General features: G+C 70.5%; 23 protein-coding genes. 6 read left to right on the top strand and 17 right to left on the bottom strand.

All coding sequences use genetic code 11. The annotated features are described in order from the left end of the window. Positions 1-12: 12 nt before the first annotated feature. A complete protein-coding gene (locus AB0C30_RS07200; protein ID WP_357940554.1) occupies positions 13-1,929 on the bottom strand; it encodes a Xaa-Pro dipeptidyl-peptidase in 1,917 nt (638 codons plus the stop codon). Positions 1,930-2,115: 186 nt separating this feature from the next. Between AB0C30_RS07200 and AB0C30_RS07195 the strand changes: the two genes are divergently transcribed. Beyond that, complete coding sequence (locus AB0C30_RS07195; RefSeq protein WP_357940552.1) at positions 2,116-2,775, top strand: excalibur calcium-binding domain-containing protein; 660 nt, start codon at positions 2,116-2,118, stop codon at positions 2,773-2,775. Between the two features lie 81 nt (positions 2,776-2,856). Further along, positions 2,857-3,516 (top strand): FadR/GntR family transcriptional regulator, encoded by a 660-nt coding sequence (locus tag AB0C30_RS07190; RefSeq protein WP_357940550.1) that lies wholly within the window; start codon positions 2,857-2,859, stop codon positions 3,514-3,516. Positions 3,517-3,598: 82 nt separating this feature from the next. On the opposite strand, the gene AB0C30_RS07185 is transcribed toward AB0C30_RS07190, so the two are convergent. Then, positions 3,599-3,982, bottom strand: coding sequence for a methyltransferase domain-containing protein (locus AB0C30_RS07185; protein WP_357940548.1), 384 nt, complete (start codon positions 3,980-3,982; stop codon positions 3,599-3,601). A gap of 88 nt (positions 3,983-4,070) precedes the next feature. Further along, positions 4,071-4,649: a nuclear transport factor 2 family protein gene (locus AB0C30_RS07180; protein ID WP_357940546.1), complete on the bottom strand. Its 579-nt coding sequence runs from the start codon at positions 4,647-4,649 to the stop codon at positions 4,071-4,073. A gap of 194 nt (positions 4,650-4,843) precedes the next feature. On the opposite strand from AB0C30_RS07180, the gene AB0C30_RS07175 reads away from it, so the two are divergent. After that, complete coding sequence (locus tag AB0C30_RS07175; protein ID WP_357940544.1) at positions 4,844-5,014, top strand: hypothetical protein; 171 nt, start codon at positions 4,844-4,846, stop codon at positions 5,012-5,014. Between the two features lie 18 nt (positions 5,015-5,032). Here AB0C30_RS07175 and nirD read toward each other — a convergent pair whose 3' ends face one another. From nirD to AB0C30_RS07135, 8 genes are all read right to left on the bottom strand, one after another. Continuing rightward, positions 5,033-5,362, bottom strand: a complete 330-nt coding sequence (gene nirD / locus AB0C30_RS07170) for a nitrite reductase small subunit NirD (RefSeq protein ID WP_225289070.1) — start codon at positions 5,360-5,362, stop codon at positions 5,033-5,035. After that, entirely contained in the window at positions 5,359-7,791 is a 2,433-nt protein-coding gene (nirB, locus tag AB0C30_RS07165; RefSeq protein WP_357940542.1) for a nitrite reductase large subunit NirB, read from the bottom strand. Before nirB ends, nirD begins: the two co-directional genes overlap by 4 nt. Further along, a complete protein-coding gene (locus AB0C30_RS07160; RefSeq protein ID WP_357940540.1) occupies positions 7,788-9,182 on the bottom strand; it encodes an FAD-dependent oxidoreductase in 1,395 nt (464 codons plus the stop codon). The genes nirB and AB0C30_RS07160 overlap by 4 nt, the downstream gene beginning before the upstream one ends. Further along, the gene (locus AB0C30_RS07155; protein ID WP_357940538.1) at positions 9,179-11,215 is read right to left on the bottom strand and encodes a molybdopterin-dependent oxidoreductase; all 2,037 of its coding nucleotides are present in this window, start codon (positions 11,213-11,215) and stop codon (positions 9,179-9,181) included. The genes AB0C30_RS07160 and AB0C30_RS07155 overlap by 4 nt, the downstream gene beginning before the upstream one ends. After that, on the bottom strand, positions 11,208-12,518 hold the full coding sequence (locus AB0C30_RS07150) for an MFS transporter (protein WP_357940536.1): 1,311 nt from the start codon (positions 12,516-12,518) through the stop codon (positions 11,208-11,210). Before AB0C30_RS07150 ends, AB0C30_RS07155 begins: the two co-directional genes overlap by 8 nt. A 184-nt stretch (positions 12,519-12,702) precedes the next feature. Beyond that, positions 12,703-14,796, bottom strand: a complete 2,094-nt coding sequence (ligA, locus tag AB0C30_RS07145; RefSeq protein WP_357940534.1) for an NAD-dependent DNA ligase LigA — start codon at positions 14,794-14,796, stop codon at positions 12,703-12,705. A gap of 252 nt (positions 14,797-15,048) precedes the next feature. Next, positions 15,049-16,365, bottom strand: a complete 1,317-nt coding sequence (locus tag AB0C30_RS07140; RefSeq protein WP_357940532.1) for an MFS transporter — start codon at positions 16,363-16,365, stop codon at positions 15,049-15,051. Continuing rightward, the gene (locus AB0C30_RS07135) at positions 16,362-16,922 is read right to left on the bottom strand and encodes a helix-turn-helix domain-containing protein (RefSeq protein WP_357940530.1); all 561 of its coding nucleotides are present in this window, start codon (positions 16,920-16,922) and stop codon (positions 16,362-16,364) included. The genes AB0C30_RS07140 and AB0C30_RS07135 overlap by 4 nt, the downstream gene beginning before the upstream one ends. Positions 16,923-17,153: 231 nt before the next feature. Between AB0C30_RS07135 and AB0C30_RS07130 the strand changes: the two genes are divergently transcribed. From AB0C30_RS07130 to AB0C30_RS07120, 3 genes are read left to right on the top strand one after another with little or no spacing between them, the layout of a single operon-like run. Then, the gene (locus tag AB0C30_RS07130) at positions 17,154-17,741 is read left to right on the top strand and encodes a dihydrofolate reductase family protein (protein ID WP_357940528.1); all 588 of its coding nucleotides are present in this window, start codon (positions 17,154-17,156) and stop codon (positions 17,739-17,741) included. Then, positions 17,738-18,076 carry a YciI family protein gene (locus AB0C30_RS07125; RefSeq protein WP_357940526.1) on the top strand — a complete coding sequence of 113 codons (339 nt, stop codon included), beginning with the start codon at positions 17,738-17,740 and terminating at the stop codon, positions 18,074-18,076. Before AB0C30_RS07130 ends, AB0C30_RS07125 begins: the two co-directional genes overlap by 4 nt. Then, complete coding sequence (locus AB0C30_RS07120) at positions 18,073-19,560, top strand: sigma-70 family RNA polymerase sigma factor (RefSeq protein WP_357940524.1); 1,488 nt, start codon at positions 18,073-18,075, stop codon at positions 19,558-19,560. The genes AB0C30_RS07125 and AB0C30_RS07120 overlap by 4 nt, the downstream gene beginning before the upstream one ends. Before the next feature lie 81 nt (positions 19,561-19,641). Here AB0C30_RS07120 and AB0C30_RS07115 read toward each other — a convergent pair whose 3' ends face one another. From AB0C30_RS07115 to AB0C30_RS07090, 6 genes are all read right to left on the bottom strand, one after another. After that, positions 19,642-20,136: a cupin domain-containing protein gene (locus tag AB0C30_RS07115; protein ID WP_357940522.1), complete on the bottom strand. Its 495-nt coding sequence runs from the start codon at positions 20,134-20,136 to the stop codon at positions 19,642-19,644. 74 nt (positions 20,137-20,210) lie between these two features. Then, positions 20,211-21,743: an MFS transporter gene (locus tag AB0C30_RS07110; protein ID WP_357940520.1), complete on the bottom strand. Its 1,533-nt coding sequence runs from the start codon at positions 21,741-21,743 to the stop codon at positions 20,211-20,213. Beyond that, positions 21,740-22,216 carry an alpha/beta fold hydrolase gene (locus AB0C30_RS07105; protein ID WP_357940518.1) on the bottom strand — a complete coding sequence of 159 codons (477 nt, stop codon included), beginning with the start codon at positions 22,214-22,216 and terminating at the stop codon, positions 21,740-21,742. The genes AB0C30_RS07110 and AB0C30_RS07105 overlap by 4 nt, the downstream gene beginning before the upstream one ends. A 67-nt stretch (positions 22,217-22,283) precedes the next feature. Beyond that, positions 22,284-22,754 (bottom strand): carboxymuconolactone decarboxylase family protein, encoded by a 471-nt coding sequence (locus tag AB0C30_RS07100; RefSeq protein ID WP_357940516.1) that lies wholly within the window; start codon positions 22,752-22,754, stop codon positions 22,284-22,286. Positions 22,755-23,177: 423 nt separating this feature from the next. After that, positions 23,178-23,612, bottom strand: a complete 435-nt coding sequence (locus AB0C30_RS07095; RefSeq protein ID WP_357940514.1) for a cupin domain-containing protein — start codon at positions 23,610-23,612, stop codon at positions 23,178-23,180. A gap of 143 nt (positions 23,613-23,755) precedes the next feature. Continuing rightward, positions 23,756-24,724, bottom strand: coding sequence for an NmrA/HSCARG family protein (locus tag AB0C30_RS07090; protein ID WP_357940512.1), 969 nt, complete (start codon positions 24,722-24,724; stop codon positions 23,756-23,758). Positions 24,725-24,731 lie beyond the last annotated feature (7 nt).

The following is a 24,731-nucleotide window of genomic DNA, read 5'->3' as shown; positions in this document are numbered from 1 at the left end:
CACAGCGAGGACTTAGAAGAAGGAGTTCTCCGGCTCCGGCAGGTCGATCCGCGCCGGTCCGCGGAACTGTGTCGTGTCCTTGGGCACGTCGACCAGCGGCGCCCCCTGCGTGAACGGCACGATCACACTGCTCCTGGCCAGGTCGAGCGTGACGTTCGCGCCCGTGCCGGCCTCAGAGGTGTACGTCGTGTCGGTGCCCGCGACCACCAGGGCGATCCGGTGTCCCTTCCGGAAGGTGTAGTCGTGCGGCAGCGTCTGCCACTTGACCCTGCCCCACGTCCCGACCGGCAGCGGCGACGACGCGCTGAGCGAGTCGCGGTTCTGCACGTCGATCCAGCCGCGGGCGACGATCTCGGCGGGCCGCGTCACGGTGTTCGTGGTCACCTTGCGGTAGCAGGCGTCGTCGGCGGCGGTGCTGTCGCCGTGGCAGTCCTCCTCGGCGAGCGTGGTGATGCCCTGGCCGCGCCCCCAGTCGACGCGGTTCGCCTCGCCGAAGTCGACGAGCAGGGCGGTCAGGTTGGCGGCCGGCTTGTCGAGCTTGACCCGCAGGTCGGCCGTGGGCGTGCCGGACAGGCGCAGGTCGAGCGGGAGCGCGCCGCTGGTGAACGCCACCCGGCCCGGCTTGGCCGTACCGACGTCGGCGATCATCTCCTCCTCGTCCAGCGGCACGTCCGTGAAGGACGCGCTGGCGTCGCGCCTGGCGGCGGCGAGGCCGAGCGAGCCGTCGGCGGCCGGGCGGAGCGGGACGTTCGTCGCGAACGGTGCCGGCCAGTCGCGCTGGGTGATCCACTGCGTCGGGCCGGTCTGCACGTCGGCGCGCGGGGCGTTCATGATCCCATTGCGTACGCCCTGCAGCCAGTAGTCGAACCAGCCGTGCAGCGTGTCCACCCACACGTCCCTGCGACCCTCGAAGTCGAACGGGTCCACGTGCTGGTACTGGCCCACCCAGATCTTGCGCGGTACGTTCCGCTTCGCCAGGGCCTGCCACCAGGTGGAGAAATTGTCCGGCTTGACGTTCAGGTCGTTGGCGGTGTGGACCACGAAGACGCTGGCCCTGACCTTGGAGGCGTCACCGAGGAGGCCGTTGACGTAGTCGCGCTCGGCCCAGAAGGCGTTGTAGTCGCCCGTGGCGTCGCCGTCCTCGGCGTCCATGCGATCCCGTACGGCCTGGCACTTGGCCTCGGGGTCGGTGTCGACGTAGTTGGCCAGCCAGGAGGCGTAGTCGTAGTTGTAGACCACGCCGTTCGAGCGCTGGTACCTGTACCAGGAGCTGATCGCCGAGATCGGCACGATCGTCTCCAGGCCGCGCACACCGGTGGCGGCGACGGCGTTGGCCAGCGTGCCGTCGTAGGACTTGCCGATCATCCCGGCCTTGCCGGTGGTCCAGTCGGCCACGGCCTGGGTGCCGTCCGCGCGGTAGGCCTTGGCCCGGCCGTTCAGCCAGTCCACGACGGCCTTGCCGCCCAGGACGTCCGCCTTGCCGCCGATGTCCGGGCAGCCTTCGGACTTGGTGGTGCCGAGCATGTCGACGTTCAGGACGGCGTAGCCGCGCGGCACGAAGTAGTTGTCATAGAAGAGCGGAAATTTCGTGACATTCCCGGCGGCGTCGTACACCTTCCGCTCGGCCTCGTTGCCGCGTCCGGAATTGTCGTAGTACGGACTCTCGTCGATGATCACCGGCACCTTGAGCCGGGGACCGGACTCCTTCGGCCTGATGATGTCGACACGTACCCTGTCCAGCCGGCCGTCGGAATCGCTGTCGACGCTCGACTCGACGTAGACGTATTCGCGGACGGCGTCCGCGTAGGAGAAGACCGGCTGCGTACGGCCGTTCTCAACGGTGATCCTGGGTCCGGCGGCCGCTTGCGCGGGACTCGCGATCGCCATGGTCAGGGCGACGGCGATGAGGGCCGGGCGTAATTGAGGCACGCGTGTCCTCCGAGACGATGGGCGCCAAAGTACCCGCAATCTCTCACCCGGCAGGGGGCCTGACAAGATCCGGTGCACCTACGTGCAGGGGCGTGTCGGGCGGATTTGGCCGCATCCGGCCAGTGACGTGAGTGCACCTGCGTGAGCGATGAGGCGTCCTCTCCTTCCCGACCACATGGAGGGCCCATGCGCATCATCAGCCTCACCGCTGTCGTCCTGCTCGCTGTTCCCGCTCCCGCGTACGCCGCCGGACCTCCCGCCGGAGTGCCGAAGGGCGCGATGAGCGTACGCGTGGCCAAGATCGTGAACGGCGACACGATCGACGTCACGACCAGCGATGGCAAGAAGACGCGCGTCATGTTCCTGGAGTCGGACGCTCCCGAGCGCGGCCAGTGCTGGGGCAAGGCCGCGACCCAGCGGACGGCGGGGCTGCTGCCGGTCGGCCGGCTCGCGTACGTCCTCGCCGACAAGAAGCCCGTGGACGGCTTCGGCCGCCGACTGTTCTACGTGTGGAACGCCAAGGGCGTGCACGTCAACCGCAACCTCGTCCGGTACGGCTACGCGAAGGCGGTCCTGGTCACACCGAACGACCGCTTCATCAAGGTGATGCGGAGCGAGGAGGCCGTGGCCAAGCGGCAGAAGCTGCGCATCTGGTCCGGCAAGTGCGACACCGGCACCACGACCCCCACCCCGACTCCCACTCCGACCTCTGGCGCCAACGACCCGCGCTACCGGACCTGCGGTGACGCCAACGCCGCCGGGTACGGCCCGTACCGGAAGGGTGTGGACCCCGAGTACGCCTGGTACCAGGACCGCGACGGCGACGGCCTCGTCTGCGAGCGCTGACCCCGGCCGATGACCGATCACCTGGCGGCCGCTTAGGATACGGTTTCCTTTAGGCAATCACTGAGAAGCGGCGAACGGCTCATGCGAAACGTGGCGCGGACCTCCCTCGTGGACGCCGCGATCGAGGAGCTCCGGGGGGAGATCACCAGCGGCGCGTGGCCGGTGGGGACGAAGATCCCGTCCGAGCTCCGGCTCGCGGAGACCCTCGGCATGAGCCGGCTCTCGGTGCGGGAGGCCGTACGCGTGCTGGCCCACTCCGGGCTGCTGACCACCCGGCAGGGCGACGGCACCTACGTCACGGCGGTCGACGAGTCGCAGGTCGCGCTGGGCAGGCGGCTGGCCAAGGCGGCCGCGATGGACATCATCGACGTGCGGCGCGGCCTCGACATGGTGGCCGCCCGGCTGGCCGCCGGGAAGCGGACCGAAGAGGACCTCACCGGCCTGCGGGAGGCGCTCGTGCGGCGGGACGCGGCCGGGCGGGCGGGCGACGTGGACGCGTTCGCCGACGCGGACGTCGACTTCCACCTGCGGGTGGCGGACGCGGCGCACAACCCGCTGCTCGGCGACCTCTACCGGAGCATGAGCGAGGCGTTGCGCGACAGTGTCCGCCACATGGAGCAGGCGGCGCTGGTGCTCGACGGGTCGCACGAGGAGCTGCTGCGGGCGATCGAGGACGGCGATCCCGGCGCCGCCGTGGCGATCTCCGTCGCCATCCTCGACCAGCAGGAACGCGACCTCTGACAGCCTGGCGAACACTGACGGCCCGGCGGCCGCTGACGGCCCGGCGAAGATCGGCCCGATCCACATCACCGGCGGGCGGTGGCTAAGGTCTGCGGGCCAGTCCGAGAATGTGGGTCAGGGCAGGCGCCCCCGGCGTAGCCCGGTGGACGAACCGGTCGGCGTCCTCGATCACGAACCCCGCCTCCCTGATCGCCGCCCCGGTGTCCCGGTTGGGGCGGCAGTCTCCGGCCATCAGCCGCCACAGCGGAGTGATGAGATCCTGCAGCACGGCCCGGACCGGGTTCGCCGAGCGTACATGCTCGAAGAAGCGCAACTCGCCACCCGGCCTGAGCACCCTGCGCAGCTCGGCCAGCAGCACGCCCGAGTCGGGGACGGAGCACAGCACCAGCGACACCACGGCCGCGTCGAACGACCCGGCCTCGTACGGCAACGAACCGCCATGCCCGCGCACCACCGTGACGGCCACCGCGCATGGCCATGGCCGCCACTGTGGCGGCCATGGTCTCGCTGGGGGCTGGTTCCGTCAGGGGCTTACGAGCGCTGACCCGGCCCGCTCACTCCGACACGGTGTTGTTGATGTAGCGCTCGATCTTCCACTCACCGCCGGACTTCTTGAGAAGGAAGAACTCCCGGTACTTCTCGCTGCCCTCGGTGCTGGTGGTCCGGACGAAGGCCACATCGCCCATCATGCGGGTCTCGTCGATGGTGTGCGTGGCGATCATCTTCGCCTTGAACAGCTCCTTGAACAGTGTGGTCAGCGCGTCGGTGCCCTGGGCGGTCGGCTTGCCCTCCACGGCCGCCATTCCGTCGGTGGCGAACGCCTCGACGGCCTTGTCCGGCTCTCCGGCCTTGGCGGCGTCGAAGAACGCCATCACGGCCGCGCGCGGCGTGGTCATCGGCGCCATGGACGCGCTCTCGGATGGTTCGGGGCTCATGTTGCCCGACTCGGACGGCATCGGGCTCATGTTGCCCGACTCCGATTCGTACGGTGTCGGGCCTGATTCGGAGGGCATCGGCGATGCCACCGCGCCCATGAGTCGCATATCGTTACCGCCTGCGGCACAGCCCGTGACGAGCAACGCCGGGACGACTGCCGCCAGCAGGAGTGCTCTGGCCTGGGATTTTGTGCTCATAGCGGGGTGATTCCCCGCAAAAGCCGTCACGAATGCGCCATTTGTCCACTTCGGACGACCCCTTTACCAGCTGCCGCCTCAGCCCCTGGGATTGCTCACAGTAACCTTCACAGGAGTTGATGAGATCGTTCAGAGGTTGGATCGTTGCCGGGCCGCGACCAAACGGCCGCCGCCTCGCCGATAGCGTCCAACGAGTGCCGCACCTGGAGACCATCCTGAGCACTACCCCCGAACCCGAGCCCCTGCCGCAACGCGACGACGCGGAGCGCTGCGACAGCGTCGACTCCGATCGGCGCTGTGTCCTGCCGGTGGGACATCAGGCCGCCCACGTGTACCCACCGGCGGACGTATTGGCCGAACCATAGAAGCGACCCGGGCGTTCGCTAGGCGCCCGTACCCACCTGCACCAGCCCGGCCTCCACCCGTATCGGATAAACCGGGACAGAGAACTCCGGCTCATCCAGACACACCCCGCTCACCAGCGAGAACACCTGCTTGTGCAGGGGCGACGCCACAGTCGGCTCCCCCTGCCGAGTGCCGACGATACCCCGCGACAGCACCTGCGCCCCGCTGAACGGGTCCAGGTTGCCGATCGCGTGGACGGTACCGTCGAAGGTACGGAAGACGGCCACCTGCCGACCGTCCACCAGAGCGCACACCCCGCGCTCCGGCAGCAGTCCCTGATAGCCACAGACTGGGATCCAACCACTCATCGCGCAGCCACCTCCACGGGCTTGATCTGGTCGCGTTCGGTCTCGAAGACGATGGACGGGTCAGGGACCCCGGGCGCGTTGACGAAGCTCACGAACCTGCCGAGCTTGTCCGGGTCATCGATGGTCGTCTGCCATTCGTCCACGTACGTGGCGACGTGGTGCTCCATCTGGGCATCCAGCTCGGCGCAGATCCCCAGGGAGTCGTCGATGATCACCTGCCGCAGGTAGTCGAGCCCGCCGTCGAGCGACTCCAGCCAGGCGGCGGTGCGCTGCAGCCGGTCGGCCGTCCGTATGTAGAACATGACGAACCGGTCGATCGTCCTGATCAGCTCCTCGGTGGTCAGATCCGCCGCCAGCAGGTCGGCGTGGCGCGGCTTGAAGCCGCCGTTGCCGCCGACGTACAGGTTCCAGCCCTGCTCGGTGGCGATGACCCCGAAGTCCTTCGAGCGGGCCTCCGCGCACTCACGGGCGCAGCCGGACACGGCCGACTTGAGCTTGTGCGGCGCGCGCAGGCCGCGGTAACGCAGCTCCAGGTCGATGGCCAGGCCGACGGAGTCCTGGACGCCGTAGCGGCACCAGGCCGAGCCGACGCACGACTTCACCGTCCGCAGCGCCTTGCCGTACGCGTGGCCCGATTCGAACCCGGCGTCCACCAACCGCCGCCAGATCTGCGGCAGCTGCTCGACGCGGGCCCCGAACAGGTCGATCCGCTGCCCTCCGGTGATCTTGGTGTAGAGGCCGAAGTCGCGGGCCACCTCGCCGATCACGATGAGCTTGTCGGGGGTGATCTCGCCGCCTGGGATGCGCGGGACGACCGAGTAGGTGCCGTTCTTCTGGATGTTGGCCAGGAAGGCGTCGTTGGTGTCCTGCAGGGCCGCCCGCTCGCCGTCCAGAACGTGCCCATTGTGCAGCGAGGCGAGGATCGAGGCCACGGCCGGCTTGCAGATGTCGCAGCCCCTGCCCTGCCCGTGCGCGGAGACCAGCTCCGAGAAGGTGGTGATGCCGCGCACCCTGACGATGTCGTACAGCTCGGCCCTGGAGTAGGCGAAGTGCTCGCACAGCGCCTTGCTCAGCTCGACCCCGGACTTCTCCAGGAGCTGCTTGAGCATCGGCACGCAGCTCCCGCAGGTGGTGCCCGCCCGCGTGCACGCCTTGACCCCGGGCACGTCGGTGAGCGCCTTGTCGGCGATGGCGGTGCGGACCGTCCCCGCGCTGACGTTGTTGCACGAGCACACCTGCGCGTCGTCGGGCAGCTCCAGCTCCGCCCCCGACCCGGTGAACAGCAGGTCGGACGGCGCCGCGGGCAGCGGCTTGCCGACGAAGGGCCGCAGCGACCCGTACGGCGAGGCGTCGCCGACGCAGATGCCGCCGAGCAGCGTCTTGGCGTCGTCGCTGATGAACAGCCTCTTGTAGACGCCGGCCACCGGGTCCATGTAGGTGACGTCGAGCGCCCCGTCCATCGCGCCGAACTGCGCCACCTCGACGCCGAGCAGCTTCAGCTTGGTGGACATGTCGGCCCCGTCGAAGGTGGCGGCCCCGCCCAGGATGCGGTCCGCGGCCACCTCCGCCATGGTGAAGCACGGCCCGACCAGCCCGTACACCATGCCGCCCGCCAGCGCGCACTCGCCGATCGCGTAGATCGCCGGGTCCGAGGTGCGCATCCCGGTGTCCACCGCGATGCCGCCGCGCTCGCCGACCTCCAGCCCACTGGCGCGGGCGAGCTCGTCGCGCGGCCTGATCCCGGCGGAGAAGACGACGATCTGGGCGTCGAGCAGCGTTCCGTCGGGCTTGCGCAGCCCGGTGACGCCGCGCTCGCCCGCGACGATCTCCTGGACGCCCGCGCCCGCGTGCACGCTGAGCCCGAGCCCCTCGATGTGGCTCTTGAGCACCGAGCCGCCGCCCTCGTCGACCTGCCGGGGCATCAGCCAGGGGCTCATCTCCACGATGTGCGTCTTGAGCCCGAGCCCGCGCAGCGCGTCGGCGGCCTCCAGACCGAGCAGCCCGCCGCCGACCACCACGCCGTCGGTCGCGTCCTTGGCGGCCATCCTGATCGCGTCGAGGTCGTCGATCGTCCGGTAGACGTAGGCGTGCTCCGCGCCCGGCACCGGCGGCACGAACGGCGCCGACCCGGTCGCCAGCACGAGCACGTCATACGACTCGGCCGACCCGTCGGCCAGCGTGACCGTGCGGGCCGCGCGGTCGATCCCGGTGACGCGCCCGCCGAGCCTGGTCACCGTGCCCGGCGGCACCGGGTAGGTGAGGTCCTCGACGCTGGTCCCCGACAGGTAGGAGGTCAGCGCCACCCGGTCGTACGCGGGGCGGGGCTCCTCGCCGATCACCGTGACCTGGCCGCCGAAGCCCCGCTCGTGCAGCGTTTCGACGAGCCGGTGGGCGGTGGGTCCGTAACCGACGACAACGATCTTGCTCATGCCGAGATCCCTTCCTGCTCACACAGCCAGCCGACGATGCCCTCCACGGCATCCCGGCACGTCCCACACCCGGTCGTGGCCCTGGTCGCGGCCGCCACTCCGGCCACGTCCCGCGCGCCGGCCTCCCAGCACGCTCTGATCTGACCCTTGGTCACGTTGTTGCACTGGCAGACCTTGGCCGCGTCGGGCATCAGCACCGGGCTGTCGGCCACGGTGACCGCCCCCAGGCCGGGGAACAGCAGCCCGGCCCGATCGCCCGGCAGCGGCCCGCCGCGGTCGAACAGCTGGGTAAGCGTGCCGACGGCGTCGGTGTCACCCAGCAGGATCGCGCCGACCAGCCGGCCGTCGCGGATGACGAGTTTGCGGTACGTACCGCGGGCCCGGTGGGTGAAGCGGACCACCTCGGCGTGCTCCTCGGTGAGGTGGGTCTCGCCCATCGCGGCCAGCTCCACGCTCCTGGCCTTGAGCCTGGTCACCAGCCGCGAGCCCCGGTAGAGCGCCTTGCCGCCGGTGATGACCTCCGCGGCGACCGCCGCCTGCTCCCAGGCGGGGGCGACCAGGCCGTAGACGGTGCCGTCGTGCTCGGCGCACTCGCCGATGGCGAACACCGCCGGGTCCTCGGTACGCATCTCGTCGTCCACGACGATGCCCCGCCGTACGTTCAGGCCTGACTCCTTGGCCAGGGCCGTCATGGGCCGCACGCCGCAGGCCAGCACGACGAGGTCGCCCTCGACCAGCTCGCCGTCGGCCAGCCGTACGCCCTCCTCCAGGATGGCCTCGGCCGTCACGCCGGTGCGGATGTCCACGCCCAGCCCGGTGAGCGTCTCGCCGAGCACCAGCCCGGCCTCGGCGTCCAGCTGCCGCTCCATCAGATGGCCGGCCAGGTGCAGCAGCGTCACGGGCAGGCCGCGCCCGGCGAGCCCGCGCGCCGCCTCGATGCCGAGCAGGCCGCCGCCGACCACCACCGCCCTGCGTCCGTGTTCGGCCGCCGCCAGGATGCGGTGGCAGTCGTCGAGCGTGCGGAACGGGATCGCCAGCTCGGCTCCCGGCACCGGCGGGACGACCGCCTCGCTGCCGGTGGCCAGGACCAGCACGTCGTACGGCGTGCTCCGACCGTCGGCGGTGATCACCGTCTGGGCGTTCCTGTCGACGCGCACCACCTCGGTGCCGAAGACGGCCTCGACGCCGTGCGTGGCGTACCAGCTCGGGTCGAGCAGCCGCACCTGGTCGGGCCCCGAGCTCCCGGCCAGGACGTTGGACAGCAGCACCCGGTTGTAGGGCTGCCAGGTCTCGGCGCCGAACACGGTGACCGGCATGTGCGGATCACGTGCCCGCACCTCGCCGACCAGCCGCGATCCGGCCATTCCGTTCCCCACTACGACGAGCCTCATGCGACCTTCTCCACCCTGACGGCGCAGACCTTGAACTCCGGCATCCGCGATGACGGATCGAGCGCGGGATTGGTCAGACGGTTGGCTCCCTCCCAGTGGAACGGCATGAAGACGGTGTCGCGCCTGATCGAGTCGCTGACCCTGGCGACCCCCGTGCTCTCGCCCCGCCGGCTGAGCACCCGGACGACATCTCCGGCGGTGATGGCCAGTTGCTCGGCGAGGTCGGGATGGAGCTCGACGAACGGCTCCGGCGCGGCCTTGGACAGGGCGGCGATCCTGCGGGTCTGCGCGCCGCTCTGGTACTGGGCGAGCACGCGGCCCGTGGTCAGGTAGACCGGGTAGTCGTCGTCGGGCTCCTCGGCCGCGGGCCGGTGCTCGACGGGCACGAACCTGGCGCGCCCGTCAGGGGTGGCGAAGGAGTCGAGGAACGGGCGCGGCCGTCCGGGGTCGTCCGGCGACGGACACGGCCAGAACACGCCGGTCTCCTCGGTGATCCGCTCGTAGGTGATGCCCGCGTAGTCGGCCACCCCGCCCGCGCTGGCGCGGCCCAGCTCCTCGAACACCTCTCGCGGCTCGGCCGAGAACCGGTGGCCGAGCCGGGCGGCCAGCTCCCGGACGATCTCCAGGTCGCTTCTGACCCCTTCGGGAGCGGGTACGGCCTGGCGGCGCAGCAGGACCCGGCCCTCGAGGTTCGTCATCGTGCCGGTCTCCTCGGCCCATTGCGTCACGGGGAAGACCACGTCGGCCCGCGCGGCCGTCTCCGACAGCACGATGTCGCAGACCACCAGCAGGTCCAGCGCGTCGAGCCGTTCGGTTACGTGCGCGGAGCGCGGCGCGGAGACCACCGGGTTGGAGCCGAAGACCAGCAGGGCGCGCGGCCCCTGGGGCGTCCCGAGCGCGTCGAGCAGCTCGTAGGCCGAGCGTCCCGGGCCGGGCAGCTCCTCGGGTCGTACGCCCCAGATCGCGGCGACGTGCTCGCGGGCGGCCGGGTCGTCGATCTTGCGGTAGCCGGGCAGCTGGTCGGCCTTCTGACCGTGCTCCCTGCCGCCCTGGCCGTTGCCCTGGCCGGTCAGGCAGCCGTACCCGGAGCCGGGGCGGCCGGGCAGCCCCAGCGCCAGGGCCAGGTTGATGAACGCTGTGACGGTGTCGGTGCCCTTGGCGTGCTGCTCGGCCCCCCGTCCGGTCAGCACGGCGGCCCGTCCGGCCGAGGCGAGCGCGCGTACGGCCTCGCGCATCCTGGCCACCGGCACGCCGGTGACGCGCTCGACCCGCTCGGGCCACCAGGACGCGAGCGACGTACGGACCTGCTCGAAGCCCGAGGTCCTGGCGGCGACGTAGTCCTCGTCGACGAGCCCTTCGGCGATGACCAGGTGCAGCAGCCCGAGGGCGAGCGCCAGGTCGGTGCCCGGCGTGGGCTGCAGGTGCAGCCAGGCCAGCTTGGCCGTCGCGGTGCGGCGGGGGTCGATGACGATGAGCCGCGGCCCGGTCAGGTGGCGGACGAAGGGCGGCATGGTCTCGGCGACGTTCCCGCCGGCCAGCAGGACGACGTCGGTCTCGGCCAGGTCGGTGATGGGGAACGGCAGGCCGCGGTCCAGCCCGAACGCCCTGAGCGAGGCGGCCGCGGCCGACGACATGCAGAAGCGGCCGTTGTAGTCGATCTGGCTGGTGCCGAGCGCGACCCTGGCGAACTTGCCGAGCTGGTACGCCTTCTCGTTGGTCAGCCCGCCGCCGCCGAACACGGCCACTCCGTCGGGGCCGTGCACGGCGCGTATGGCGGTCAGCCGGTCGGCGACGTAGTCGAGGGCGGTGTCCCAGGCCACGGGCCGGCCGTGGAGCAGCGGCGTGGTCAGGCGCTCGCCGTTGGTCAGCAGGTCGGCCGCGGTCCAGCCCTTCTGGCACAGGGCGCCGCCGGAGTTGGCCGGTACGTCGGTGCGCGGGGTGATCGTGATGTCGGTCCCCGTGGCGGTGATCGTCATGCCGCACTGGAGGGCGCAGTACGGGCAGTGGGTCTCTGTCGTGCGGTCCTCAGACACGAGCGTGGGCCAGACTGCCGACGAGCGAGACGCCGACCTTGCGCGTGTAGCACCACCAGGTGAGCGCGAAGCAGGCCACGTAGAAGGCGCCGAACCCGACGAACGCGGTGGCCGGGCTGCCCGTCTCGGCGAACGACATCCCGAACGCGCGGTTGATGAGGAAGCCGCCGAGCGCCCCGACCGCGGAGATGATCCCGATGGCGGCGGACGCCTGCCGCTTGCCGTGCATCAGGGCCTCCTCGCCGGTGCCGCGCTCGGCCACCGCCTTGGCCTGGAAGATCGCGGGGATCATCCGGTAGGTGGAGCCGTTGCCGACGCCGGCCGTGAGGAACAGCATCTGGAAGGCCAGGAAGAACAGCCAGAAGTCGCCCGAGGTGCTGCCGAGCCAGACCAGGACCACACCGACGCCCATGGCGGCGAAGTTCCACAGGGTCACCGGCGCGCCGCCCTTCTTGTCGGCCAGCCAGCCGCCCACCGGCCTGATCAGCGAGCCGAGCAGCGGGCCGACGAACGCCACCGCCGCCCACGGCGAGCTGGGGAACAGGCTCTTGGCCAGCAGCGGGAAGGCCGTGGAGTAGCCGATGAACGAGCCGAACGTGCCGATGTACAGGAACGACATGATCCACGTCTGCGCCCGCCCGGCCACCGCCAGCTGCTCGCGCGGCTTGGCCCTGGCGCTCGACAGGTTGTCCATGAAGAACCACGCGCAGGCGGCGGCCACGACGGCCAGCGGCACCCAGAACCACCCGGCGGCGGCCAGCCCGAACCCGCCGATCACCAGCGGCATGACCAGCTGCACGGAGCTGACCCCGATGTTGCCGCCGGCCGCGTTCAGCCCGAGGGCCACGCCTTGCCGCGAGCGCGGGTAGAAGTAGGTGATGTTCGCCATGCTTGAGGCGAAGTTGCCGCCGCCGACCCCGGCCAGCGCCGCGATCACCAGGAACATCCAGTACGGCGTGCCCGGATCGCTGACCGCCAGCCCGAGCAGCACCGCGGGGATGACCAGCAACAACGCGCTGACCGTGGTGAACGTGGCTCCGCCGAACCTGGCCGGCCCGAAGGTGTAGGGGACGCGCAGCACGGAGCCGATGAGGTTGGGCAGCGCCACCAGCCAGAAGAGCTGGTCGGTGGAGAAGTCGTAGGCGCCCATCTTGGCGGCCACGATGCTCCACAGCGTCCACACCGTGAACCCGAGGTGCTCGGCCAGGATCGAGAAGGCGAGATTGCGCCGGGCGATCCGCTTGCCGGTGCTCTCCCAGAAAGCCTTGTCGTCGGGGTGCCACTCGGCGATCCAGCGCGCCATCGTTCCTCCTACACTCGGCTCACTCGGCCGCTCGGCTCACTTGGCCCACTTGGCCACTCGGCGGCTCGAACTCGAATGTAGGAATCGCGCGTTACGCACTTTGACGATCCGTGGCTGTGCGTTCGTTACATGTAACTCACTGGCGTAACGGGCAATACACATGTGTCACTGAGGAAACCTGCTGTTAATCCAGGCTTTCACTGGTGTAGGCGGCGACCAGCTCGGCGAACTCCTCAGGGGTGACGATCCGCACCCCGAGCTGCTCGGCTTTGGCCCGCTTCGACCCCGCCTTCTCCCCGGCTACCAGGAGTGACGTCCGGGCTGAGACGCTTGACGACGACTTGCCCCCGGCACGCTCGACCAGCTCGTTGACCTCATTGCGGGTCAGCTCCGCCAGCGTCCCGCTCATGGCACCGGTCACCACCACCGACATCCCGTCCAGCGGCCGTGCCTCCTTCGGCTCGCCATTCGGCTCCTCGCCCGCCGGCAGACGCGTGGCGGCCCCGGGCTCGGTCATGTTGACCCCCGCGGCCACCAGCTTGTCGATCAGGTCGGTGAGCTCGGCCAGCTCGGCGACCAGCAGCGCGGCCTTCTCCGGCCCGATGCCCTCCACCTCCTGCACCCCGTCGGCCCCGGCGGCGCGGATGGCGTCCATCGTGCCGAAGTGACGGGCGATGCGGCGGGACATGGACCGCCCGGTGCCACGCACCCCCAGCGCGCAGAAGACCCTGCTCAGCGGTTGGCCCTTGGCCCGCTCGATGGCGGCCAGCAGGTTGTCGGTGCTGGTCTCGCCCATCCGCTCCAGGCCCAGCAACTGCTCGCGGGTCAGGAAGAACAGGTCGGCGAAGTCGACGATCAGCCCGGCGTCGAGCATCTGCTGGATCCGGTTTTCCGCGAGGCCCTCGATGTCGAGGGTGTCACGGCCGACGGCGTACGCGATGGAGGCGATCGCCCGGCACTGGCGCCCGCGCACGCATCGCCAGCGCTCCTGCGAGGAGTCGATGGCGTCACCGCACGACGGGCAGACCTGCGGGATCTCGATCGGCCGCTCGTCACCCGTGCGCAGGTGCACCACCGGGGCCTCCACGCGCGGGATGACGTCGCCCGCCTTGTAGACGGTCACGCTGTCGCCGAGCATCAGGCCGCGGCGGGTGATGTCGGCGACGTTGTGCAGGGTGGCGTAGGTGACGGTGCTGCCGTCGAGCTCGACCGGCTCCAGCACGGCCCGGGGGGCGATGATGCCGGTGCGGCCGGTGTTCCACTCCACGCCGATCAGCTTGGTGATCTTCTCGGTGGCGGGAAGCTTGTAGGCGATCGCCCAGCGCGGCGCCCGTGAGCTGAACCCGGCCGCCACCTGGTCGACCGCCAGATCACACTTGATCACGATGCCGTCGATGCCGAACGGCAGCTCCGGCCGGGCCGCGGCGATCTCCCCGACGCGCTCCTGCACCCGCTCCAGCGACTCGGTCGTGATGCCCGCGACCGGCGTGGCCGCCGTGGTCTGCACTCCCTGCCCGGCCACCCACTCCATGATCTCGCTGTGCGGCAGCTCGCGCAGGCGCAGGGCCAGCTCGGAGCTGTCGTCGGGGTGGGGCAGCGCGCCGTAGCCGAAGAACGTCAGCTCGCACGCGTATGGCCGGTCCTGTGCCCGCAGCGTGCCCGCCGCCGCGCTGCGCGGATTGGCGAACGTGGTGCCGTCGTGCGCCTGCCGCTTCGCGCAGGCGTCCTCGAACTGCGAGGCGGTCATCATCACCTCACCGCGCAGCTCCACCGTGACCGCCTCGGCCAGCCGGTCGGGCAGGCCGACGATGGTGCCGATAGCGTGGGAGACATCCTCGCCGGCGACGCCGTCTCCCCGGGTCACCAGCTGCGTCAGGCGACCGTGCCGGTAACGTGCCGAGATCGCCAGGCCGTCGAGCTTGGGCTCCACGCTCCAGGCGGCCACCGCCCGCCCCAGCCTCCGCTCCAGCCCGGCGGCCCATTCAGCCAGCTGCTCGGCACCGAACACGTTGTCCAGACTCAGCATGGGCACGGTATGCGGCACATCCCCGACCACCGCCCCGCCGGCCACCTTCCCGGTCGGCGAGTTGGGCAGCACTTGGTCGGGATGCTCGGCCTCATATGCCTCGATGCCACGGACCAGCCGGTCGTAGGTGTCGTCGTCGCGGGTGGAGGTGCCGTCGGTGTAGTAGGCGGCGGCGGAGTCGACAGCAAGCTGGACGGCTTCGGCGTAGGCCGTTTCGTCGGCCAGGTGTGTGATCGGGGGCTCGTCGTTCATGGTCCAATCATGCCCGCCGGCACCGACAGTTCTGGGCCGGAGATCTGGGGCCTGAGCTGCGCTTGAACTGGCCTGACCGCATCCGCCTCACCGGCGCCGTGCCGCGCCTGGCCAGGCCGGTGACGCTTGAACTGGCCTGCCCGCATCCGCCTCACCGGTGCCGTGCCGCGCCCGGCCAGGCCGGTGGCCCTCGCGGACGCCGCGACGCCGATCAGCGCGGGACACCCAGTTCGCGGCAGCCGAGCCCGCCGCTCAGTCCGAGACAGCCGAGCCGACCGCCGAGCCGGTCCGCGCGTGCATCCGGCCGGAGGGCGCGTGCATCCGGCCGGCGGGCAGATCGCGCAGGCGGCGCAGCGGGCTCGCCAGCAGGATGAGGCCGCTCAGCGCGAAGACACCCAGCATCACCCAGAGGGCCGCGCGCACGGATAACGCCTCGGCCAGCGTGCCCGCCAGCAGGGCGCCGAGCGGGATGGCGCCGAAGTTGACCACCTGGATGCTGGTGCTCACCCTGCCCATCAGCTCGCCGGGCACGTACGACTGCGTGAACCCGCTGAAGATCACATTCCCGGCGACGATCCCCCCGATGATCGTGATGCTGGCCGCCACGAACAGCACCAACCCGACGCCGCGATCCGCGCACGCGATCAGCAGGCCCAGCGGCGCCAGGCCGGCCTTGCCGAGCAGGACGGCCCGCGCGCTGCCCAGCCGGGCCGCCAGCGGCCGGGCGGCGAAGGCGCCGGCGACGCCGCCCGCGCTGGTGGCCGCGAGCAGCGCACCGGTCGTGCCCGCGGACAGGCCGATGTCGCCGACCAGGAAGACCACGAGCAGCGACTGGTAGCCGGTCAGCGCCAGGTTGGCCACGCAGCCGTAGAACATGTTGCCGCGCAGCAACGGGTCGCCCATCACCGTGCGCAGCCCGTCCCTGATCTCGCTGCGCAGCCGCCGCCGGGGCCGCGGCTGCACGATCTCGACGTGCCTGACGCGCATCAGGCAGAGCGCCGAGACGGCGAAGCTCACCGCGTCCACCACCAGACCGCCGAGCGCGGAGGCGAACTGGGCGAGGAGCCCGGCCACACCAGGCCCGGCCAGATTGGCCACCTGCTCGCTGCCCTGCAGCTTCGCGTTGGCCTCCAGCAGCTCGCGGTCCTCGACCAGCGACGGCAGGTACGCCCGATAGGCGGTCGCGAAGAACACCTTCGCCGTCCCGGCGGCCAACGCGACCGCGACGAGCTGGCCGGTGGTCAGAACGCCGAGCAGGGCCGCGGCCGGAACGCTGAGGAAGGCCGCCATCGACACCCAGTCGGCGGCGAGCATCACCCTGCGCCGGGAGAGCCGATCGACCCAGGCCCCCGCGGGCAGGCCGACCAGCAGCCACGGCAGCCAGACGGCCGCCGCCAGCACGCTGACGGCGAACGCGGAGGCGTGCAGCACGGTCACCGCGACCAGGGGCAGCGCGACTCCAGTGACCGCGCTGCCCAGGCTGCTGGCGCTCTCGCCGATCCACAGCAGCCGGAAGTCGCGCTGCCGGAGCAGGCCGAACCTGGGCTTGGCAAGCGTCTCGGCCGTCATGGCCGCCCCGGGACGCCACGGGCGAAGGTGAAGACGGTGGCGCGTTCCTGGCCGTCGTCGGGGATATCGCGCTCGGCCCATTTGTCCATGACGGCGATGATCTCGGCGGCGAACTGCGCCAACTCGTCGTCGGTCGCCTGGATCCAGGTCTCGGTGGAGAACGGGCCACGCTGCCAGCGTTCCTGCTCGGACTGGGGCTGGTCGGCCCAGCGCCGTACGTGGCCGACCTGTCGTTCCAGATTGAGCGACTCCAGGGCGCGGGCGATGGCCTCGCCCGCCGCGTCCTCGGCGAAGTCCGTGGAGGACCAGCACAGCTTCTCCGAGGTGCGCCGCCACCAGCGCTCGCGCCGGTCGCGGGCCAGCTCGGGCGCCTCCTCGATCAGCCCGGCGCCGGCCAGGGCGCGCAGGTGGTGGCTGACATTGCCCACCGCCTCGCCCGTGCGCTGGGCCAGTGCGCTCGCGGTGCCGGGGCCGTGGATCTTCAACAGGTCCAGCAGGCGCCGGCGCACCGGGTGCGCCATGGCTGCGAGCACCCTGGAGTCGGTGATCTGGGACATGACCCCACCTTAATACACAAGAGTCATTGTGCAATATCTCTTGTGCTTTAGGCGCAAGTAGGTGGTAGGTGTAGGGCGCCCGCACAACATCGGCTGGACCTTCCCCGAAGAGGTCGGCGACTTCATCTGAGAAATTTTGCGCTCACGTGTCGATCCGGGCCATCGCGATTCGTGTGAAGGGTGAGACGCCGGCCCGAGAACAGCGCCAAAATCCGACAGGAGAAGTTCGCCATGAAGATTGTCGTGACCACCAACGTGACACTCGACGGGGTGGCGCAGGCGCCGGGCCGGCCGGACGAGGACCCGCGCGGCGGCTTCAGCCATGGCGGTTGGGCCCTGCCCTACAGCGACCACATCATGGGCGCGGTCATGGGGCGCCGGATGACCGAGGAGGGCAGCCTGCTGCTGGGCCGCCGCACGTACGAGGACTTGTTCGGCTACTGGCCCGAACAGAACGACGGCAACCCGTTCACCGAGGTGCTCAACCGGACACACAAGTACGTGGCATCGCGGACGCCGTCCCAGCCGCTGCCGTGGGTCAACTCGACCCTGCTGGACGGCGACGCGGTCGAGGCCGTGGCCGGGCTGCGGGCGCAGCCAGGCCCGACCCTGGGCGTCATCGGCAGCCTGGACCTGGTCAGACAGCTGGCGCGCCGTGATCTGATCGACGAGTACGTCCTGCTGACGCATCCGCTGGTGCTGGGCACCGGCAGCCGGCTCTTCGCCGACGACAGCGCCTCCCGTCCACTGCGACTGACGGACAGCGTAACGACCACCACCGGCGTAGTGATCGCCACCTACCAGAGGGAGACCCGATGACCGAGTACCTGCTCAGTGTGTACCAGCCGGACGGGCCACCACCGGCCCCGCCGATCCTCAACAAGATCATGGACGACCTCGAAGCACTGAACCAGGAGCTGCGGGCCGCCGGTGCGTGGGTCTTCAGCGTGGGCCTGTACCCACCGACCACGGCCACGGTGCTCCGCGCCCAGAACGGCGACGTACTGATGACCGATGGCCCTTTCACCGAAGGCAAGGAACACGTCGGCGGCTTCACCGTTGTCGAGGCCCCGGACCTGGACGCGGCCCTCATCTGGGCCGGCAAAATGGCCCAGGCCACCACCCTGCCCGTAGAGGTCCGCCCAATCCGATGAGACCGGACCCGACCACACCCGACCGGACCCTGCCCCGCCCAACGCCGCCGGACCCGATCATGCAGAACCCGGCACCGCCTGATCCGACCACGCCAGGTCCGGCACCACCCGACCGGACACTGCCCGACCCGATGACGCCGAACCCGACCATGCGGAACCCGACGCCACCCGAACTGACCGCGCGGGGCCCGGCACCGCCCGACCAGACCACGCCCGACCCGACGCCGACGGACCCGACCACGCGGGACTCGACCACGCGGGACCCGATGACGCCGGATATCGAGAGTGTGTTCCGGGAGGAGTATGGGCGGGCCGTGGCGGTCCTGGTGCGGGTCTTCGGTGACATCGATCTCGCCGAGGAAGCGGTCCAAGAGGCCTTCGCCGAGGCGGTCAAGCGGTGGCCGTCCACCGGCCTGCCGCCCAGCCCCGATGGCTGGATCATCACCACGGCCCGGAACCGGGCCATCGACCGGGTGCGCCGCGAGGCGAGCCGCAACCGGCGGTACGCCGAGGCCGCCCGGCTGCACAGCCCCGATGAACCGGCCGAGGAGGGTCCCGTGCGCGACGACCGGCTGCGTCTGATCTTCACCTGCTGCCACCCCGCGCTGGCCACCGCCGCCCAGGTCGCCCTCACCCTGCGGCTGCTGGGCGGCCTGTCCACCGCGGAGATCGCCCGTGCCTTCCTGGTCCCCGAGCCGACCATGGCCCAGCGCCTGGTCCGGGCCAAAGGCAAGATCCGCGACGCCCGCATCCCCTATCGCGTACCCGCCGACGCCGACCTTCCGGCCCGGCTGCGATCCGTGCTGGCCGTGGTGTATCTGATCTTCAACGAAGGCTACACCGCGAGCTCCGGCGAGCGGCTGACCCGCGAGGACCTCGCCGCCGAGGCGATCCGGCTGGGCCGCCTGCTGGCCGCGCTGATGCCCGACGAGCCCGAGGTCCTCGGATTGCTCGCGCTGATGCTGCTGATCGAGTCGCGACGGGCCGCCCGCACCACTCCAGACGGCGACCTGGTGCTCCTGGCCGACCAGGACCGGGCTCACTGGGAGCCCTCCCTGATCGCGGAAGGCCAGGCCATCGTCCGAGCCTGCCTGCGACGTGGCCGGCCCGGGCCGTACCAGATCCAGGCCGCGATCAACGCGGTGCACAGTGACGCGCCGACGGCTGAGGCCACCGATTGGGGGCAGATCCTCCAGTTGTACGACCAGCTCGCCGCCGTGGCCCCGAGCCCGGTGGTCGCGTTGAACCGGGCGGTGGCGGTGGCCGAGGTCAACGGGCCGTCAGCGGCACTCGCCCTGGTCGACGACCTCGACCTGGACGGCTTCTACCTCTATCACGCGATCCGCGCTGACCTGCTCCACCGCCTGGGCCGTGGGGCGGAGGCGGCACAGGCGTATGAGGCGGCGATCGCCCGCAGCGGCAACGCGGCCGAACGCGCCTTCCTGCACCGTGCGGCTCTGGCGGTGAATCCGGCCTCAGACTGAACCGAGCGCCTTCTACCACTGATCGCGCCTGGTACGGGGATTCCTCATCTCCAGCGGCGCGGCGCTGGGCGCCAACCGCTCCTACTCCACAAAGTACGAGTCGTGCTTGTCGAAGAACGTGGCACGCTCCTCCTCCGAAGCGTGTGCCAGGTGCGACACCTGCTCGAAGTACTCCTCGCGCGGGGCTCCCGGGGTGAACAGCAGCAGCATGTCGGCCGGAGCGTCGGAGTCGTTCCGGAAGGCATGCAACCCGCCCTGGGGCACGTGCAGGAAGTCTCCCTTGCGGGCGTCGACCCACCGCACACCGTCGAACACGCGCACCGTGCCGTCCAGGATGTAGAACGATTCCGAGATCCGCTTGTGGAAATGCTTCTTGGGGCCGCCCGCCCGGGGCCGCATCTCCACCCGGTATAGCCCGAACTCACCCCGCGTGGTGCCGGTGGTCGCCAGATAGTGGAGGGCGTCCTTCCCGCTACCGCTCTCACCGATGTCCGGCGGTGCGGTGGCCGGACGGAAGATGGCGCTGACCTCACCGTCCTCACCCCAGTACTTCTTCTCCGGGTACGGGTTCGACATGTCTTGATCCTTTCCTGTACGGCAGGACCGGTGGGCATCCACCGGTGTGACGGCCGGGAGTCCCCCGCCGGGTCTCAGTCGATGGTTTGGTGATGGGCGAAGCGGGACACCAGCGGCGGGTCCATCAGCCAGCTGTGGGTCCACCCGTGCAGCCGGTGCGAGGCCGCGGCGGTCTGCTGCAGCATGCCGAAGGCGATCGACGCACCGATGGCCATCAGGCCCGCGCACAGCGGCATGGCCCGGCTGAACGACGTATCGAAGGCTGCGTCCGAACGGTAGGCGTCCGGTCCCATCCCGACCAGTAGCGGCAGTGCCGCCACAGCCACTAGCCCGGCCGCCCGGGCCGCAGCGTTGTTGATGCCGCTGGCCAGCCCGGCGTTCGAGGCGCTCACCGAGGACAGCAGGGTCACGGTCAGCGGAGCGACCATGACCACCATCCCGGCTCCCATCACCAGCAGGGCGGGGAGAACGTCGGTCAGGTAGGACGCGCCCGGCCCGACCCGCAGCATCATCAGCATGCCCGCCCCGCACACCAGCGGGCCGATGGTGAGCGGGATCCGCGGCCCCAGGCGCTGGGCGAGCACCCCGGAGCCGGAGGAGAACAGCAGCATCAGCAAGGTGCTGGGCAGCATCGCCGCACCGGCTGCCAGCGCCGAGTAGCCGACGACGATCTGCAGTTGCAGAGCGGTCAGGAAAAAGAACCCGCCCGTGCCCGCGTAGACGCACAGGGTGATCAGGTTGACGGCGGTGAACTGCCGGGACGAGAAGATGGCCGGCGGAATCATCGGGTCGGCGCTGCGCCGTTCCACGGCGAGGAAGGTGGCTCCCGCCACCACGCCGCCGACGGCCGCGATGACGGCCACCAGACCGCCGTGGCGCGCCTCGGTCAGCGCGTAGGTGGCCAGAGCGAGCGCCAGGGCGCCCAGGACGGCGCCGGGTACGTCGAAACCGAGCCGCCGTCGGACCTCCGCGCCAGCCGCGAAGATGGCGTCCGGGGGCGTGCCCACGGACTCGGGGACATGGCGCAGCGCGACGGGCACACACAGCAGCGCCGGGACGATGCTCAGCAGGAAGGTCCAACGCCAGCCGGGGCCGTCCACCAACCACCCGCCCAAGAACGGCCCGAGGGCCGCGCCGATACCGCCGAAGCCCGACCACAGGCCGATCGCGCGCGGCCGGTCGTCCGGGTGAAAGGATGCCTCGATGATCGCCAGTGAGCCGGGGGTGAGCAGTGCGCCGCCGACGCCCTGCAGGGCCCGGGCAGCGATCAGCGTGGTGGCGTCCGGAGCCAGGCCACACAGCAGGGAGGCCGCCGCGAACCACACGATGCCCACGACGAAGATGCGCCGCCGCCCGAAACGGTCGCCCAGGGACCCGCCCAGCAGGATGAGGCCCGCCAGGGTCAGCATGTAGGCGTTCACCGTCCACTGGAGGACGGCGAGGTCAGCTCCGAAGTCGTCGCCGATATGCGGCAGCGCGACGTTGGTGACGGTCGATCCGAGCAGTACGACACTGGACCCCAGCACGGTGGCCAGCAGGGTCCACCGGCCACGGGCACTGCTGACGCGGAGGGAGGCGGCGCCGTCTGTGGCGGGGGAGTGAGTCATGGTGTGTCCTGGCGTCGTCCGACGAAGCGCTCGCGGCCGGTGTTCTCCCGCCGCAGTTCGCGCACGTCACGAACGGCCGTCGCGAATGCCGCGGGACGCTCCTGCGGAAGGTTGTGGCCGGCCCCCGCCACTGTGCGGTGGAGCCGGAGGCCGGTGAAGTGATGGGTGGTCGGAGAACCGTCCGTGGCCGGAAAGTTGCCGTCGGCCACGCCCAGGGCGGCCTGCTGACCCGAGCGCGGAGTCGAATCGGAAAGAAACCTCGTGGGCCCGTGGCCCCGCAGATAGGGGACGACGACCCGGAACCCGCTCTCCGCGAGCAGCGGGGCCACGGCCACGTAGCTGTGGATGTCGTAGGGAAAACCGTGCAGGAGCAGCACGGTGTCGTTCGCCGCAGAGCCCGTCTCGTAGTAGGCAACTTCGAGTACGTCGGTGCGGATCCGGCGGAGCGGCGCAAGTGTGTGGTGTTCGGACATGCGAGCCTCTGGATTCTGTTGCCCGTGGGACGGACGGTATGTGTCCGGGCGGGTCGGAGCGGCCGACTCAGCCGAACATGCCCGGTGTGTAGTCGCCGGCGGGCTGCCGGTTGATGACGTTGATGCGGTTGTAGGCGTTGATGACGGCGATCAGCGAGATGAGAGCGGCGAGCTGGTCATCGTCGTAGTGCTTCGCGGCGTTCGCCCATGCCTTGTCCGACACGCCGCCCGCGCCGTCCGCGATGCGCGTGCCCTGCTCGGTCAGCTCCAGCGCCGCGCGCTCCGCGTCAGTGAAGATCGTGGCCTCGCGCCACACGGCCACCAGGTTCAGACGCTGCTGTTCCTCACCCGCGGCGAGGGCGTCCTTGGTGCGCATGTCGGTGCAGAAACCGCAGCCGTTGATCTGGCTGGCACGGATCTTCACCAGCTCCTGAGTAGCGACCGGGAGGGCCGTCCGCACCGCCGCGCCGGTCGAGCTGAGGTGCTTCATGACCTTGCCGGCGAGGGCGTTGCCGAAGTAGTCGATACGCGCTTCCATGACGGATCTCCCTGGGTACGGAATAGTTACCACCTAATGACCGGGAGCCTCCCGAATCTGTGACAACCCGCGCGTACGCCGGCACGGAACACGTGTGAAGACAACCTGTGTTTGCGGCCCCGACCTCGAGAACCACCGACGTGTGCAGCTGCTGGCATCGAACGCGTGGGCGAAGGCCCTCGGCCCGGCGACCGCGGCCGTCCAGGTCGATAAGCAGCCGCCCTCAGCAGCGCCGATGCTTCATCGTGCTGGTCTTGCCCCACCGCGGCCAGCGCGGTTCTTCCCGTGTCGTGGGGCACGCGCGCTGGATCGTTCTGGACTTCCACTTACGATTGGTGATCATTTCAACACTTGGAGTGATGCTCTGGCCTCCTCGGCGGAGTGGCTGGCGTCACTCCGTCAGGGCTGGTGCGGGGTGGTTTCCTACTGGAAGTCGCACCCCGGGTTCGGCGCGTCCACCGAGAGCGGCGCGCCGTGCGGGATCACGTACAGCACTTCCATGACGACGGGCTTGTCGCCCCGGTTCTGGCCGATGTGGACGTGGTCGGAGCCGCTGGGCTCGACGATGGTCTGCCCGGCCTGGTACACGCCGTCGGACTCGCAGGTGGAGTCGAAGTGGCTGAGCGTTCCCTTGCGGATGACGCCGTAGAGGGTGCCGTCGTGGTAGTGCCAGCCGGTGCTGCCGCCCGGCTCGACCGTGATCTCGCGCAGGATGTAGTCCTGCTCACCCCCTGTCTTCTGGAAGAGGACCGTGGCGCTGACGCCGCTGCTCGGGGTGGCGTTCGCCGTACCGGGAAGCAGGGCGAGGCTCGTGGCGGCGGCGGTCGCCGCGAGTCCCATGCGATGGAGCTTGTTCATCTCGTCCCTTCTGGGGCGTGGCCGCCGTGCGCTTGGGGGGCGACCGCCGGTTCGTCCCTGTAGACAGGGCAGCTCCCGATCTTGTGACACGGCTCCGCGACGTTACCCGGGGGCGACCACGCGCGGGGAGGGACGGGTGCCGGTCAGCGCGGGATGGTGTCGCGGTGGGCGGCCAGCCACGTGTCGATCGACTGCAGCCTCGGGTTGAGCTTGCGCAGCAGCTCGAAGTCGATGAGCTCGGCGATGTCCGGGGCGGCCGCGATCAGGTACTGGAGCATGTTGCCGACCTCGCCCGCGCCCGGGAACCCCGCGGCCCGGATCATGTCGGGGCTGACCGCCTGGTAGGTGACGGGCTCGCCGAGCGCCAGGCTCAGCGCGGCGGCGTACTGCTCGCCGGTGAGCACGGACCCGGCGACGCTCACCCGCCTGCCGGCCATCCCGATCCCGTGGCGGAAGATCCCCAGCGCGGTCCTGCCGACGTCCTCCGCAGCTTGCGCGGCCACCCGCGCCTCGCCGAACCCGAGCGGCAGCACCAGCGCGCCCGTCTCGTCACGCCGGGGCGCGAACATGTCCCGGAACGCCTCGTAGTAGACGTTCGCCTGCAGGAAGGTGGTGGGCACGCCCGACTCCAGGAAGAACCGGTCGGCCTCGGCCTTGCCGTCGGCGTGTGGCACCTTGTACGAGCCCTCGAAGCTCGGCGTCCCGTCGCCCGGCCGGAAGTAGCCGCGGGTGTCGGACAGCGTGGACCAGACGAAATGCCGTACGCCGGTCTCCTGCCCCGCCCGCGCCGCGTTGCCGGCTTGCTCCCGCTCCTTGATGGTCGCGGGCCGCGCCCGCTCCTCCTCGGGCGTGCGAGGCTCCCAGAAGTTGGTCACCACGAAGGCGCCGTGGGCGCCGTCGAACGCCTTGCGCAGGCTGCCCGCGTCGTCGAGATCGGCCCCGACGACCTCGGCCCCGAGCGCGGCCAGCTCCCTGGCCCGCGCCGAACCCGGGTCCCGGGTCAGGGCTCGCGCGGCGAACCGCCCACTGCGGTCGTCGAGGATCGCGCGGACCAGCCCGCCCCCTTGCGCTCCGGTCGCGCCCACCACGGCGATGATCTGCTGCTCGCTCATAGAGACA

The sequence above is a fragment of the Nonomuraea sp. NPDC048901 genome, assembly GCF_040649695.1.
GTDB lineage: Bacteria > Actinomycetota > Actinomycetes > Streptosporangiales > Streptosporangiaceae > Nonomuraea.
The sequence above is the reverse complement of the archived record's forward strand: the minus strand, read 5'-3'. Positions and strand labels throughout refer to the sequence as shown.